The organism is Pseudomonas sp. SDO5215_S409, assembly GCF_054071325.1.
Genome location: NZ_JBSVWN010000031.1, coordinates 19,571 through 32,914 on the forward strand (window position 1 = coordinate 19,571; position 13,344 = coordinate 32,914).

Consider the following 13,344-nt stretch of genomic DNA (forward strand, 5'->3'; position numbering starts at 1 on the left):
ACGGCAAAAGCCCCGTAAACGGGGGCTTTCGTAGGCCGTGCGAATTCTAACGTGGCAGTTTGATATTATTCCAGATGGCCAAGCTCGGTTCTGCCTGATTCAGCGTATAAAAGTGCAATCCAGGTGCGCCACCGTCGAGCAATTGCTCACACATCTGGCTGATCACCTCTTCGCCAAACTGCTGGATGCTCGTGACGTCGTCCCCGTAGGCTTCCAGCTGTTTGCGGATCCAGCGCGGGATTTCTGCGCCGCAGGCGTCGGAAAAGCGCGCCAGTTTGCTGTAGTTGGTGATAGGCATGATGCCCGGCACGACAGGGATGTCCACGCCCATGGCCTGCACGCGGTCGACGAAATAGAAGTAACTTTCGGCGTTGAAAAAATACTGGGTGATCGCACTGTTGGCGCCGGCCTTGGCCTTGCGCACGAAATTTTGCAGATCGTCTTCAAAATTGCGGGCCTGGGGGTGCATCTCCGGGTAAGCCGCGACTTCGAGGTGGAAGTGGTCGCCGGTTTCTTCACGGATGAAGCTCACCAGGTCGTTGGCGTAGCGCAGCTCGCCGCTGGCCATGCCCATGCCGGACGGCAGGTCGCCGCGCAACGCGACGATGCGCTTGATGCCGGCCTGTTTGTATTGGGTCAGCAGGCCGCGCAGGTCGTCCTTGCTGTCACCGACGCACGACAGGTGCGGGGCCGACGGGACTTTGACTTCGCTTTCCAGCTGCAGCACGGTGTTGATCGTGCGATCGCGGGTCGAGCCCCCGGCACCGTAGGTGCAGGAGAAAAAATCGGGGTTGTAGCTGGCCAACTGTTTGGCCGTGGTCATCAGTTTTTCATGCCCAGCATCGGTCTTGGTCGGGAAGAACTCGAAGCTGTAGCGACGCTCTTGGGACATGGAAGAGTCTCCAGCGATGCGCTGCAAGTCGCAGGCGGCAAGACGGCGATTCACCGATGCCTGCCGCTCAAACCCACAGCCCATGGCTGTTAAAGAACAATGAAAGTCACAAGCCCCACACCATGAGCCCCAAGTAAACCAACCGCGCCTACTTGTTGCTCATCGCCTGAGGCTTGCAGCGCCTTAGTAACGATAAGCGTGTGGCTTGAACGGACCTTCAACGCCCACACCGATGTAGTCGGCCTGGGTCTTGGTCAGTTGAGTGACCACGCCGCCGAAGCCGCGGACCATTTCCAGGGCCACCTCTTCGTCGAGTTTCTTGGGCAGTACTTCCACGGTCAGGCGCTCGGCCTGTTGGGCAGGCGACAGGTCGGCGTATTTCTGGCCGAACAGGAAGATCTGGGCCAGCACCTGGTTGGCGAACGAGCCGTCCATGATGCGGCTTGGGTGACCGGTGGCGTTGCCCAGGTTCACCAAGCGGCCTTCGGCCAGCAGGATCAGGTAGTCGTCGTTCTGTGGGTCGAAATCGCCATGGCCGGTGCGGTGGATCTTGTGCACCTGTGGCTTCACTTCTTCCCACGCCCAGTTTTTACGCATGAAAGCGGTGTCGATTTCGTTGTCGAAGTGGCCGATGTTGCACACCACGGCGCGCTTTTTCAGGGCCTTGAGCATGTTGGCATCGCACACGTTGACGTTACCGGTGGTGGTCACGATCAGGTCGATCTTGCCCAGCAGCGCTTTGTCGATGGAGGCTTCGGTGCCGTCGTTCTGGCCGTCGATGAACGGCGAAACCACTTCGAAACCGTCCATGCAGGCCTGCATGGCGCAGATCGGGTCCACTTCGGACACCTTCACGATCATGCCTTCCTGACGCAGGGACTGGGACGAACCCTTGCCCACGTCACCGTAGCCGATCACCAGCGCTTGCTTGCCGGACAGCAGGTGGTCGGTGCCGCGCTTGATCGCATCGTTCAAGCTGTGACGGCAGCCGTACTTGTTGTCGTTCTTGCTCTTGGTCACCGAGTCGTTGACGTTGATGGCCGGGATCTTCAGCTCGCCCTTGGCCAGCATGTCCAGCAGGCGGTGAACGCCGGTGGTGGTTTCTTCGGTCACGCCGTGCACGCGGTTCAGTACTTGTGGGTACTTTTTGTGCAGCAGTTCGGTCAGGTCGCCGCCGTCGTCCAGGATCATGTTGGCGTCCCATGGCTGGCCATCCTTGAGGATGGTCTGCTCAAGGCACCACTCGTATTCTTCTTCGGTTTCGCCTTTCCAGGCGAACACTGGAATACCGGCAGCGGCGATAGCGGCAGCGGCCTGGTCCTGGGTGGAGAAAATGTTGCAGGACGACCAACGCACTTCGGCGCCCAGGGCAACCAGGGTTTCGATCAGCACGGCGGTCTGGATGGTCATGTGGATGCAGCCGAGGATCTTCGCACCCTTGAGCGGTTGCTCGGTCAGGTACTTGCGACGCAGGCCCATCAGGGCAGGCATTTCGGATTCGGCGATAAAGGTTTCGCGACGGCCCCAGGCAGCCAGGGACATGTCGGCGACTTTGTAGTCGGTAAAATCTGCGGGCGTGATTACAGCGCTCATCAAGAGCCTCCATTCGTAGGGTGCGAATGGGCGCCGTTGTGCGTTTAGTATCAGGCCAGGACAACCAGGCCGGACAACGCCCCATCCGAGCCTGACAGGATGACCCTGCTGCAGCGCCCCTCGGACAGGTGGCGGGAGTTTGAAGCGGGGGGGATTATAGCTTTCTTTGAGCGGTAAGTGGCAAGCTGCAAGCGGCACGTCAGACGGTGTAGGCTTGAAACGTGTCGTTTGTCGCAGCCCTTCTTTCCCTTGGAGCCCGCCCCATGAACTTCCATACCCGCAAGTGGGTAAAACCTGAAGACCTCAACCCCAACGGCACCCTGTTCGGCGGTAGCCTTTTGCGCTGGATCGACGAAGAAGCCGCCATTTACGCGATTGTCCAGCTGGGTAACCAGCGCGTGGTGACCAAGTACATCTCCGAAATCAACTTTGTCAGCGCCTCGCGCCAGGGTGACATCATCGAACTGGGCATCACCGCCACCGAGTTCGGGCGCACGTCCATCACCTTGACGTGTGAGGTGCGCAACAAGATCACCCGCAAAAGCATCCTGACCGTTGAGAAGATGGTGTTCGTCAACCTGGGTGAAGACGGCCTGCCAGCGCCCCATGGCCGCACCGAGATCAAGTACGTGAAGGACCAGTTCCAGGGCGACGCGCTCACCGAATAGTTTTACAAGAACGGTCTGCGCGGATCGTTTCCTGGCTCTCTCGTCACTCAGGCCTACCCCCTGTAGAGAGAGCCCGCGTATGAAATTGCTCCATTCAACCCCTGCCGCCGCCCCGCCTCTGACGCCGCCGGGCGCCGCGCCGTCTACGCGTCCAGCCCCTTTAGTGGCGGGCGTGGGCGAACGCCAATTGACCCTCACGCGCAGCCACGACGGGCGGGTGGACGTGACGCTGTCACCGCCGCCGGTCAGTCACCTGGTACTCAGTGGCGGCGGCGCCAAGGGCATCGCGTTTCCCGGGATGGTGCAGGCGCTTGAAGAGCGCCAGGTGCTGCCCGGCGTCCGGGTGATTTCCGGCTCGTCCGCCGGTGCCATTTCTGCGGCATTGCTGGCGTGCGGCATGGACGCCAAGACCTTTGAAGCCCTTTCCAACGGCCTCAACCTGCCCCAGTTGCTCAACAGCCAAGACCCGCTGGTGGCCTGGCTGCAAAACGCCAGCTCCACCCTTGGCCACCTGGCCGGCCGTTTGCCGGGCCCTGCCGGCAGCCTGTCGCAACGGTTGTTGGACCTGATGCCGCGCCTGCAATCCGAGGCGCTGCCGCTTGAAACGTTGGTGCGCAACGAATCCCGTAAAGCGCTGTTGGCGCAGATTGCCAACACGCCTCGCCAGACGCGTCCTGCCGAGGTCATGAAGATCGCCGGCAAGCTCAGCGCCGGAGCGGGGCCGACCTTTGGCGACCTTGAGGTGTTGAGCCGCTACATCCCCGCCATCAAGCAACTCAGCATCACCGGCACCGGCATGTTTGACGGGCGCCCGCAATTGGTGGTGTTTAATGCCAGCCTCACCCCAGACATGGACATCGCCCGCGCCGCGCACATCTCGGGCTCATTGCCGGTGCTGTTCAAAAGCCCGACCGAGCAAGGCCAGGTGTTCCAGGACGGCGGCCTGCTCGCCAACACCCCGGCACCGGGCGTGCTCGACCGCTCGTTTACCCAAAGCCCGCTGAGCCAGCCCGAGTCGCTGATCATCAGGTTCGAGCCCGATGAAGGCGCACAGCCTGCGTCCCGCGGTGGCTTTGTCAGCAGCCTCATCGACCGCGTCACCGGCACCCCGCACTCGGCGGCGCAGGCGTTTCAGGGCAGCCGGTTGCAGCCCTACGCCGATCAGACCGTGACCTTGCCCTTGAACACCGCCAAAGGTGATTTTCGCGGGCTGCTCAACGGCACCGTCAACTTCACCATGAGTGCCGACGAGAAAAAGCACCTGCAACACCTGGCGCGGCAGGCCGTGACCACGCACCTGGACCACCGCGCCGCCACGCGCGAGCACGTTCGATTCGACTCGTTGGAGGACGCGGTGCTGGCGATGGACGAGGCAATGCTCAAGAGCGCAGAACCTGCCTTGGCAAAAGACCCGGCGGCCCGCGCGGTGTTGCTGTTCAGGCGCGAAGCGAAACAGGCCTTGCAGGTGCTGGACAGGGCGATCGCCGATGCCAATCGGCTCGATGAGCGCCTCACGCTGACCCCGGCGCTGCTGTCGGCCCTGCGCAACCTGGACGCGCTCGCCCGCAGCCCTGGGCAAGTGGCTTGGCTGGGGCGCCAACTGAATGCACCTGGCCAGCGCAACTTCCAGCAACTGTTGCAGGTAGTGGCCAAGCAACCTGCCGGTGAGACGGCAGCCCGCTCGCCTGTGGTGAAAGGCGCGGTGGCCGAGATGAAGCAGCGTGACATTGCGGTGATCGCCGAAAACTTCACCCGCCAGGTGATCTACCCGTCACTGTTTCACCCGGGCCAGCCGGATGCCAATGTCGAGCTGCTGCGCCGGTCGGAGCGCGAGCTGGCCCAGGTGACCACCGTGGCCGAGTTCAACCGCGTGCTCGACGGCATCATTGCCCACTACGGTGCGCGCAATAAGCCCTGGGGCAAGCCGTTCAGCTCGACCACCGTCGAGATGGCGAAGGCCTGGCGCCAGCGGGAGCGTTGAACGTCAGTGCGCCTGCTCGGGCAGTGGATCGTCTTTGGTCACTTGCTTGACCAGCTTGCCGATGCTCAACCCCTGCAACAGGATCGACGACAGCACCACGATGTACGTAATGCTCAGCAACAAATCGCGCTCCGGGCCCAGCGGCAACGCCAGGGCCAGCGCCACCGACACCCCGCCGCGCAAGCCGCCCCAGGTCAGGATGCGAATGGTGCCGCGTGGCACGGTGCGCCATTGGCGTAGTAGCAAAATGGCCGGGGCAACCGTCAGCAGGCGCGACAACAGAATCGCCACCGCCAGCAGGCCTGCCGCCGCCACGTGCAGCCAGTTGAACGGCAGCAGCAACAGTTCCATGCCGATCAGCGCGAAGAGCAGGGCGTTGAGCATGTCGTCGAGCAGTTCCCAGAAACCGTCCAGGTAGCGGCGCGTCATGTCGTTCATCGCCAGTTTGCGGCCCAGGTTGCCGATGATCAGGCCGGCCACCACCATGGCAATCGGTGCCGACACATGCAGCTCCGACGCCAGTGCCGAGCCGCCAATGACCAGTGCGAGGGTCAGCATCACTTCGATCTGGTGCTGTTCGATGCTCTTGATCATCAGGTACACCCCGTAGCCGATGACCCCGCCAAACACCACGCCGCCGATGGCCTCATGGGCAAACAGCATGGCCGTGGCACCCACCGTGGGCGCTTCGCCCAGTTGCGCGATGCCCAGCAATACCGTGAACACCACCACCGCCGTACCATCGTTGAACAGCGACTCGCCGACGATGGTGGTCTTCAGCGGTTTGGACGCATTGGCGGTACGCAACACGCCGAGCACCGCGATTGGGTCGGTGGGAGAAATCAGCGCGCCAAACAGCAGGCAGTACAAAAAGCTCACGTGCCAGCCGAACAGGGCAAAGATGGAGTAGGCCAGGCTGCCGATCACTACGGTGGCGATCAACACGCCAAAGGTGGCGAGCAGGCCGATGGGCCAGCGATAACTGCGCAAGTCATTCAGGTTGACGTGCAAGGCACCGGCAAACAGCAGGAACGACAGCATCCAGTTCATCAGCAGGTCGCCAAAATCGATCTGGCCGATCAACTGGTGGATACGCTCTTCCAGGCCTGGGTAACCCAGCAGGCTCAGGCCTTGCAGCAACAGGGAAAACATCAGCGCGGTGACCATCACACCGATGGTGGGCGGCAGGCCGATGAAACGGAAGTTCACATACGTGAGCAGGGTGGTGAGGCAAATGAAGGCGGCAACAAGTTCAAGCATCCGGGGTCCTTGGAGGGTGGGATTGAATCAAATCCGTGGGGGGCGTGTCAGAGCAAGCATTGACCGCAACGTGGCCGCGAGGTTGCAGCGGGGTGCGGCAAAGCGGGTTTTAGTATAAACATGACGTTCAGGCCTGTGGGCTCAGGCTCGGCCCGATCCGTCATCAAGACAAAAAAGGAATAGGGTATGACCGTTGCTTTCTGGTGTGTGTTGATCGCTTTTTTCCTGCCTTACCTGTGCACGGGGGTGGCCAAGTTCAGCGGCGGCAAGTTCGGGCCCCGGCAGAACCACGACCCGCGTGCTTTCCTCGACACGCTCGAGGGGGCCGCCAAGCGTGCGCACAGCGCTCAGCTCAACAGCTTTGAAGTGACCCCGGCGTTTGCGGCGGCAGTCATCATCGCCCACGTGGCGGGGCATGCGTCCTTGGTTACTATCAATGTGCTGGCGGTGCTGTTTGTCACCAGCCGCTTGCTCTACATCATCTGCTACCTGGCCGACTGGGCAGCGTTGCGCTCGGTGGTGTGGGCGGTGGGGATGGCGTTGATTGCGGCGTTCTTTTTTGTGTCGATCTGAGGTGGTGGGCTGAACCTGTGCGGGAGACGGCGTGCCGCTCCCGCAGGTGGTCGAGGGGGTGTCAGGTGCCAGCCGGTGCGTCCGGCACCTGGGGCAGTGCGGCGCCTTTAGGCCACAGCAGCCAGATCTGCCCTTGCTGCTTCATGTTGCCCGCCAGCTCTCCCGCTGCGTCGCCAGTGCCCCAGAACAGGTCGGCGCGGACTTCGCCGGTGATGGCGCCGCCGGTGTCTTGTGCGGCGACCGGCCTGGCCAGTGCCGCGCCGTCGGGGGTGGTGGTGGACAGCCACAACAGGCTGCCCAGCGGAATGACCTTGCGGTCCACCGCCACGCTGTAGCCCGCCGTCAGCGGCACGTTCAGCGAGCCGCGTGGGCCTTCGTTGCTGTCGGGGCGGGCGCTGAAAAACACGTAGCTGGGGTTGCTCGCCAGTAATTCGGGGATCCGCTGCGGATGGGCCTTGGCCCAGGCGCTGATGGCGCCCATGGTCACGTCTTCTTTTTTCAGCTCGCCTTGTTCCACCAGCCAGCGGCCGATTGGCCGGTAAGGGTAGCCGTTCTGGTCGCCATACCCGACGCGCAACTGGCGCCCGCCCGCCAGTTGGATGCGGCCCGAGCCCTGGATTTGCAGAAACTGCAGGTCCATCGGGTTGGTCAGCCAGGCGATGGGTTTGGCGGTGGAACCCTGGCCGTTGATGGTGCTGGCGTCGTCATAGGGCTTGAGCACGCGACCTTCCAGGCGACCGCGCAGGCGTTTGCCCTTGAGTTCGGGGTAGATGCTGTCCAGGTTGACCACGATCAGGTCGTCCGGCACGCCGTACACCGGCACATGGGCGGTGGCGGTTTGGGTGAGGCTGCCGGGGTAGACCGGCTCGTAGTAGCCGGTGATCAGGCCGTTGGGGGTGTTGTCGGCCGAGCGCAGGCCGTAGACATCCAGGCGTTCCTTGAGAAACCCACGAATTGCCGTGGCCGTGGCAGGCACCGTGGCGGCGGCGCTGCAGGTGGGGCCCCACACCGCGTCGCTCTTGAGGCGCTGGCAAGCGCTGCGCCAGGATTGGAAACCGGCCTGCAAGTCGCCGTCGGACACCGCTGGCAACGCCTCCCAAGGGGCGCCGACATACGTGGCCACCGCGTGCGGTTCAGTTTTTTTGTCATCCTTGCCCGTGTCGCAGCCGGCCAGCAGCGCGAACATCGGCAGGGCCCACGCCAAGCGGCGGCTCCAGGGTTTCAGTGTGGCATTCATGCAAACATTCCCGAGGGGGTTGCCCGCCGCGCACGGCGTGTGGGGCAACCCTTGTTATTAATAGGGCTATTGGCCTTTGCGGGCGGGGCGAGGATACTGGCCGCCGTTTCCCGTGACCTTGAGCCATCATGACGTTTAAACCCTTGACCGTTGTCCTGCTCGCCTGCCTGGCGCTGTCTGCCTGCGGCGGCGTTGACCCGAATTCGCCGCTGGGCCAGCGCAAGGCCATCTTCAAGCAAATGCTCAAGACCGGCGAAGACCTGGGCGGCATGTTGCGCGGGCGCCTCCCGTTCGACGGTGCAACCTTTGCCGAAGGCGCGGTCAAGCTTGATGCCTTGTCCCACGAGCCCTGGAAACACTTCCCCAGCGTGCGTGAAGACGAGCACACCAGCGCCACCGATGCGGTGTGGCAAAAACAGGCACTGTTCCAGGACATGGCGCGAACGCTCGAAACGGCGACCGATGAGTTGGTCGTCGCCAGCCGGGCGCAGCCTTACAACGCCGACAATCTGCGGCCCGCGGTGCAGAAAGTCGAAGACGCCTGCACCGCGTGCCATAAACAGTTTCGCAATCATTGAGCCCCTGCCGGGCGGTGTTTATTTGTCGAGTTCGTCGAGGGCGCCTTGCAGCTCTTTGCGGGACTCGGCGAGTTTGTCTTTGCGCTTGTTGATCTTGTCGGCGTCCCCCTTTTTGACCGCCTTGTCCAGGTCGGCCTGACGGCGACTGACCTCGTGGCGAGCGTCGAGCACCTTGTTTTCGCGCTCTTTGCGCAGGGACGCGTCGGTGCAGTTGGCGGTGGTTTCACTCAGGGCTTTTTCCAGGCCCGCTTGTTGCTCGGTGTTGCCGTGGGCCTTGGCTTGTTCGATTTGGGTGCTGATGGCCTGGCGCTTGGCCGCGCAACCAGTAAGAGGCGGGGTGGCGTCGGCCGCCATCGATGCCGTGGACATGACGCTGGCGAGGGTCAACACGGCCAAAGGGGCAAGAAATTTCATAAAGGCTCCAAGGTAAAAAAGTCGAAATCAGGCTAGCAGGATGAATTCTGCCGGTTTGGGTCAAAACCGCCGCGCCGAGCGCTAAAACCCGTCAATGCCAGCGGCCCGTAAGGTTTCCCCCAGCGCCACCACCTGCGGGTCGCGGAAAAAAGCGCTCAACTGCGCCGCGCGCCCCGGGCCGATGCCGTCTTCGGCCAGCCAGGCCTGGGTGTCTCTGGCCACCAGCGCCGCCCAGCCACCGTGCAAGTGGTTACGGGCGGTGGGCGGTACGCCGAGGGCCTTGAGCCATTGAGCGAACGGTTTCTGTCGGGCGCTGCGCAGGCTGTCGAGCAAGCGGGTACGGCTGCGCTCGCCCAAGCCGTCAATGGTAGCAAGCTCTGCCGCATCCAGGCTCAACCAATCCAGCAAACCGTTGATTAGACCGGCCTGGATCAAAGTGTTCCATGTCTGGCGACCCATCTGTGGCAACGCCAGGCCCTGATGGCCGCCCAGCCAGGTGAGGCGGGCGAGCAGTTGCTCCTCACAGCCCGGCGACAGCTGCCAGCAACTTCGCGAATGGAAGTCTTTGGCGTGCGGCACCTTGAGGTCGACCCGTGGCTGGCTGCGCAAGATGACCTGCTCCAGGCGCGGGATCACCTGCCCGGCGAGGCTGATGGACACCTGATCGCCGGGGCGGATGTCCAGGCTTTGCCACTGTGCCAGCGAGCCTGCGCTGACCCGGCGGATTTGCCGGTCGTCGAGCCACACCGGGTCCAGCACCAGGATCGGGGTGATGCGCCCCGTGCGGCCGATCTTGAAATGCACCGCCTGCACCTGGGCCAGCGCACTCGACAACGGGTATTTCCAGGCCACCGCCCAATACGGCGCGCTGACTTTCCAGCGATCGGCGGCGGGGCGCTGGCTTTGATGCAGCACCACGCCATCGCTGGCGAAGGGCAGGGGATGTGTGTACCAATAATCGCGCCAGCGGGCGGCGTCGCCGAGGTGTGCGACGGGTTGGCTGAAACGCTGGCTGTCGGTAAACCCCCACTGCGTCAGTTGGTCGAGCCGTTGGGCCATGTCTGCCGGGCCCTCGGGCCAAGCCCACACAAACAGGCCGATGCCGACCGCCTCGGTGGCGCTCAACTGCAAACGGTTCATCAGCCCGGCCACTTTGCTGCGGGCATTGAGGCCGCCTTTCGCGGCTTGGACGTGCCCGTCCAGGCGCCAGTAGAGCTCACCTTGCAGCAGCGCATCCACCGGCGTGGGCAATTGCTGGACGATGCCCGGGATCTGGCGGGCGGACACTGACCAGTCCTGCCCCAACACCCCGTCGCCACGGCTGATGACCTGGTGCAAGCGGCCCTTGCGATACACCAGCGTCACGGCCACGCCATCGACTTTGGGTTGCACCCACACGTCGTGGCGTGTGCTCAACCACTGGCCAACGGCGGGTTCATCCAGCAACTTTTCCAGGCCGGTGTGCGGCACGGGATGGCGCAGGGTGCCGCGTGAGGTGGCTAGTGGGTGGTCGCTGGCCGGGGTGGGCGAGGGGAAGCATGCGCGCCACAGGTTCAGGCGCTGGCGGGCCTGGTCGTAGAGTTCGTCGCTGATCAACGACTGGCCCAGCCGGTGGTAGCTGTCATCCCAGGTGCGCACCTGTTGTTGCAGCGTGCCGATCTGCGTGTGTGCCTGCTCGGCCGTCCAGCCGGGGCAGGTTTGAGCCAGGGCCGTGGGGGTGGGGGCCGCGCATAAAAGGGCCGCGAGTAAGCGCCTCAACAGTTTCATCATGAGCATCCTTGCTCCGAAAGGACGCCCAGCCTACGCCACCCGCGCAGGCACAAAAAAGCCCCGCGAAGGCGAGGCTTTTTACCCGATGTGTCGGCCTGCGGGGGCAGGCCGCACGGGGTCTTGCTGGCAGCGTCAGACGATTACAGGCCCGCAGCAGTACGCAGGTCGTTGGCGCGGTCAGTCTTTTCCCAGGTGAACGTGGTAAAGGTGTCGTCACCCACGGTCTTCTGCGCCGGGGTACGGCCGAAGTGACCGTAGGCCGCGGTTTCCTGGTACATCGGGTGCAGCAGGTCGAGCATGGTGGTGATGGCGTAAGGGCGTAGGTCGAACACTTCACGCACCAGCTTGACGATCTTGTCGTCGCTGATCTTGCCGGTGCCAAAGGTGTTCAGCGAGATCGACGTAGGTTGGGCCACGCCGATGGCGTAGGACACCTGGATCTCGCAGCGCTCGGCCAGGCCGGCGGCAACGATGTTCTTGGCCACGTAACGACCGGCGTAGGCTGCCGAACGGTCAACCTTGGACGGGTCCTTGCCGGAGAACGCGCCACCGCCGTGACGGGCCATGCCGCCGTAGCTGTCGACAATGATCTTGCGACCGGTCAGGCCGCAGTCGCCCACCGGGCCGCCGATGATGAACTGGCCGGTCGGGTTGATGTGGAACTGGGTGTCGCGGGTCAGCAGGTCGGCAGGCAGCACGTGCTTGACGATCAGCTCCATCACGCCTTCACGCAGGTCGTTGTAGGACACGTCCGGGTTGTGCTGGGTCGACAGCACGACGGCGTCGATGGCGACGACTTTGCCGCCTTCATAACGGCAGGTCACCTGGGACTTGGCGTCCGGACGCAGCCACGGCAGTTGGCCGGACTTGCGGGCCTCGGCCTGGCGCTGCACCAGCTGGTGGGAGAAGGTGATCGGTGCGGGCATCAGCACGTCGGTTTCGTTGCTGGCGTAGCCGAACATCAGGCCCTGGTCACCGGCGCCCTGGTCTTCAGGCTTGGCGCGGTCCACACCCTGGTTGATGTCGGGCGACTGCTTGCCGATGATGTTCATCACGCCGCAGGTCGCGCCGTCAAAGCCTACGTCGGAGCTGGTGTAGCCGATGTCGGTGATCACGTCACGAACGATCTGTTCCAGGTCCACCCAGGCGGAGGTGGTGACTTCGCCAGCGATGATCGCCACGCCGGTCTTTACCAGCGTTTCGCACGCCACGCGGGCGAACTTGTCTTCAGCAATGATGGCGTCCAGCACGGCGTCCGAAATCTGGTCGGCGATTTTGTCCGGATGGCCTTCAGACACGGATTCGGAGGTGAAAAGGGAGTACTCGCTCATATCGATGTTTTCCTGATATTTACCGAAGTTGGGTGTCGCCAGCCGGTCGCTGAAAGTGGCGGACCTGAATCTGGAAACCGTTACGTAGGCCTACATACAGACTTTCCCCGGGCACAAGTCCCGCAGCGGTGGCCCAACGGGCCAGATCGTCCTGTTCAAACCCCAACCAGAGATCACCGCAGGCCTCCTTGGCCCAACTCTGGTTGTGGCTGCATAAATCGGTGACCAACAAGCTGCCGCCCGCTTGCAGCAGGTTCGCCATCTGCTTGAGGGCATCGGCGGGGGCGGCGAAATGGTGCAGCACCATGTTCAGCACCACGCAATCGGCGTGCAGGCTGGTGGGGTTCAGCGCGTCCGCCAACTGCAGGCGAACATTGCCCAGCGCTTCGCGTTCGCACAGCTGGCGCGCCAGTTCGAGCATGGCCGGGCTGTTGTCCAGCGCCGTGACCTGATGAAAACGCCGCGCCAGCTCGGGCAGAAAACCACCGTCGCCGGGCCCGACTTCCACCGCCGTGGCGGTGTCACTGAAACTCAGCTTGTCCAGCAGCGCCAACACGCTTTCGCGGTACTGCGACAGCCCGGCGATCAAGTCCTGCTGGGCGCGAAACTTCTCCGCTACCCGCGAGAAAAAGTCCTGGCTGGCGGCGGCGCGTTGGGCGTGCACCTGGTTGATCCGCGTCTGCACATCGGCGGGCAGCGGCAGGTTGTCCACTTCATCAAGCAAGGCCGCGTGCAGCTTGCCGCCCAACTGTTCGGCGTGGGGCAGGGCACGGCGGTAAAAAATCGCATTGCCTTCGCGGCGGGTGGCGACCAGGTCGGCCTGGGCCAGCACCTTCAAGTGGTGGCTCATGCCGGACTGGCCGATGGCGAAGATCTGCGCCAGCTCCAGCACCCCAAAGGAATCGTTGGTCAGCGCCCGCAGCACATTCAGGCGCAACGGCTCGCCAGCGGCCTTGCACAGGGCGGCCAGCTCGTCGCAATCGTCGGGGCGAATGGAGGGGGCGGATGCGTTCATAGGTCCAGCAGTCTAGAGACGGGGTGCGGTCG

12 protein-coding genes and 1 riboswitch are annotated in these 13,344 nt (G+C 63.3%); of the genes, 4 read left to right on the plus strand and 8 right to left on the minus strand.

All coding sequences use genetic code 11. From position 1 onward, the window contains the following. Window positions 1–46: 46 nt before the first annotated feature. Together metF and ahcY are read right to left on the minus strand one after the other, a co-directional pair. A complete protein-coding gene (metF, locus tag ACW9H9_RS16855) occupies window positions 47–892 on the minus strand; it encodes a methylenetetrahydrofolate reductase [NAD(P)H] (protein ID WP_457341996.1) in 846 nt (281 codons plus the stop codon). Window positions 893–1,075: 183 nt separating this feature from the next. Beyond that, on the minus strand, window positions 1,076–2,485 hold the full coding sequence (gene ahcY, locus ACW9H9_RS16860; RefSeq protein WP_457341995.1) for an adenosylhomocysteinase: 1,410 nt from the start codon (window positions 2,483–2,485) through the stop codon (window positions 1,076–1,078). A gap of 21 nt (window positions 2,486–2,506) precedes the next feature. Next, window positions 2,507–2,613: riboswitch (S-adenosyl-L-homocysteine riboswitch) on the minus strand. 135 nt (window positions 2,614–2,748) lie between these two features. On the opposite strand from ahcY, the gene ACW9H9_RS16865 reads away from it, so the two are divergent. After that, a complete protein-coding gene (locus ACW9H9_RS16865; RefSeq protein WP_457341994.1) occupies window positions 2,749–3,153 on the plus strand; it encodes an acyl-CoA thioesterase in 405 nt (134 codons plus the stop codon). A gap of 79 nt (window positions 3,154–3,232) precedes the next feature. Continuing rightward, on the plus strand, window positions 3,233–5,134 hold the full coding sequence (locus ACW9H9_RS16870) for a patatin-like phospholipase family protein (RefSeq protein ID WP_457341993.1): 1,902 nt from the start codon (window positions 3,233–3,235) through the stop codon (window positions 5,132–5,134). A 3-nt stretch (window positions 5,135–5,137) separates the two neighbouring features. On the opposite strand, the gene ACW9H9_RS16875 is transcribed toward ACW9H9_RS16870, so the two are convergent. Beyond that, window positions 5,138–6,394: a cation:proton antiporter gene (locus tag ACW9H9_RS16875; protein ID WP_457341992.1), complete on the minus strand. Its 1,257-nt coding sequence runs from the start codon at window positions 6,392–6,394 to the stop codon at window positions 5,138–5,140. Between the two features lie 186 nt (window positions 6,395–6,580). Between ACW9H9_RS16875 and ACW9H9_RS16880 the strand changes: the two genes are divergently transcribed. Continuing rightward, window positions 6,581–6,967 (plus strand): MAPEG family protein, encoded by a 387-nt coding sequence (locus tag ACW9H9_RS16880; protein WP_457341991.1) that lies wholly within the window; start codon window positions 6,581–6,583, stop codon window positions 6,965–6,967. A gap of 61 nt (window positions 6,968–7,028) precedes the next feature. On the opposite strand, the gene mltA is transcribed toward ACW9H9_RS16880, so the two are convergent. After that, window positions 7,029–8,204, minus strand: a complete 1,176-nt coding sequence (gene mltA / locus ACW9H9_RS16885) for a murein transglycosylase A (RefSeq protein WP_457341990.1) — start codon at window positions 8,202–8,204, stop codon at window positions 7,029–7,031. A 128-nt stretch (window positions 8,205–8,332) separates the two neighbouring features. Here mltA and ACW9H9_RS16890 point away from each other — a divergent pair, with 128 nt between their 5' ends. Beyond that, window positions 8,333–8,782, plus strand: coding sequence for a c-type cytochrome (locus tag ACW9H9_RS16890; protein ID WP_457341989.1), 450 nt, complete (start codon window positions 8,333–8,335; stop codon window positions 8,780–8,782). An 18-nt stretch (window positions 8,783–8,800) separates the two neighbouring features. On the opposite strand, the gene ACW9H9_RS16895 is transcribed toward ACW9H9_RS16890, so the two are convergent. The 4 genes from ACW9H9_RS16895 to ACW9H9_RS16910 form a co-directional block, all read right to left on the minus strand. Further along, window positions 8,801–9,196 carry a DUF1090 domain-containing protein gene (locus ACW9H9_RS16895; RefSeq protein WP_457341988.1) on the minus strand — a complete coding sequence of 132 codons (396 nt, stop codon included), beginning with the start codon at window positions 9,194–9,196 and terminating at the stop codon, window positions 8,801–8,803. A gap of 81 nt (window positions 9,197–9,277) precedes the next feature. Continuing rightward, window positions 9,278–10,963 carry an NAD-dependent DNA ligase LigB gene (gene ligB / locus ACW9H9_RS16900; RefSeq protein WP_457341987.1) on the minus strand — a complete coding sequence of 562 codons (1,686 nt, stop codon included), beginning with the start codon at window positions 10,961–10,963 and terminating at the stop codon, window positions 9,278–9,280. A gap of 143 nt (window positions 10,964–11,106) precedes the next feature. Beyond that, window positions 11,107–12,297 (minus strand): methionine adenosyltransferase, encoded by a 1,191-nt coding sequence (metK, locus tag ACW9H9_RS16905; RefSeq protein WP_457341986.1) that lies wholly within the window; start codon window positions 12,295–12,297, stop codon window positions 11,107–11,109. Window positions 12,298–12,316: 19 nt separating this feature from the next. Further along, window positions 12,317–13,312: an ArsR/SmtB family transcription factor gene (locus tag ACW9H9_RS16910; protein WP_457341985.1), complete on the minus strand. Its 996-nt coding sequence runs from the start codon at window positions 13,310–13,312 to the stop codon at window positions 12,317–12,319. Window positions 13,313–13,344 lie beyond the last annotated feature (32 nt).

Coding starts and splice junctions, on each gene's coding strand:
- metF (WP_457341996.1), bottom strand. CDS start 892: ATGTCCCAAGAGCGTCGCTACAGCTTCGAGTTCTTCCCGACCAAGACC.
- ahcY (WP_457341995.1), bottom strand. CDS start 2,485: ATGAGCGCTGTAATCACGCCCGCAGATTTTACCGACTACAAAGTCGCC.
- ACW9H9_RS16865 (WP_457341994.1), top strand. CDS start 2,749: ATGAACTTCCATACCCGCAAGTGGGTAAAACCTGAAGACCTCAACCCC.
- ACW9H9_RS16870 (WP_457341993.1), top strand. CDS start 3,233: ATGAAATTGCTCCATTCAACCCCTGCCGCCGCCCCGCCTCTGACGCCG.
- ACW9H9_RS16875 (WP_457341992.1), bottom strand. CDS start 6,394: ATGCTTGAACTTGTTGCCGCCTTCATTTGCCTCACCACCCTGCTCACG.
- ACW9H9_RS16880 (WP_457341991.1), top strand. CDS start 6,581: ATGACCGTTGCTTTCTGGTGTGTGTTGATCGCTTTTTTCCTGCCTTAC.
- mltA (WP_457341990.1), bottom strand. CDS start 8,204: ATGAATGCCACACTGAAACCCTGGAGCCGCCGCTTGGCGTGGGCCCTG.
- ACW9H9_RS16890 (WP_457341989.1), top strand. CDS start 8,333: ATGACGTTTAAACCCTTGACCGTTGTCCTGCTCGCCTGCCTGGCGCTG.
- ACW9H9_RS16895 (WP_457341988.1), bottom strand. CDS start 9,196: ATGAAATTTCTTGCCCCTTTGGCCGTGTTGACCCTCGCCAGCGTCATG.
- ligB (WP_457341987.1), bottom strand. CDS start 10,963: ATGAAACTGTTGAGGCGCTTACTCGCGGCCCTTTTATGCGCGGCCCCC.
- metK (WP_457341986.1), bottom strand. CDS start 12,297: ATGAGCGAGTACTCCCTTTTCACCTCCGAATCCGTGTCTGAAGGCCAT.
- ACW9H9_RS16910 (WP_457341985.1), bottom strand. CDS start 13,312: ATGAACGCATCCGCCCCCTCCATTCGCCCCGACGATTGCGACGAGCTG.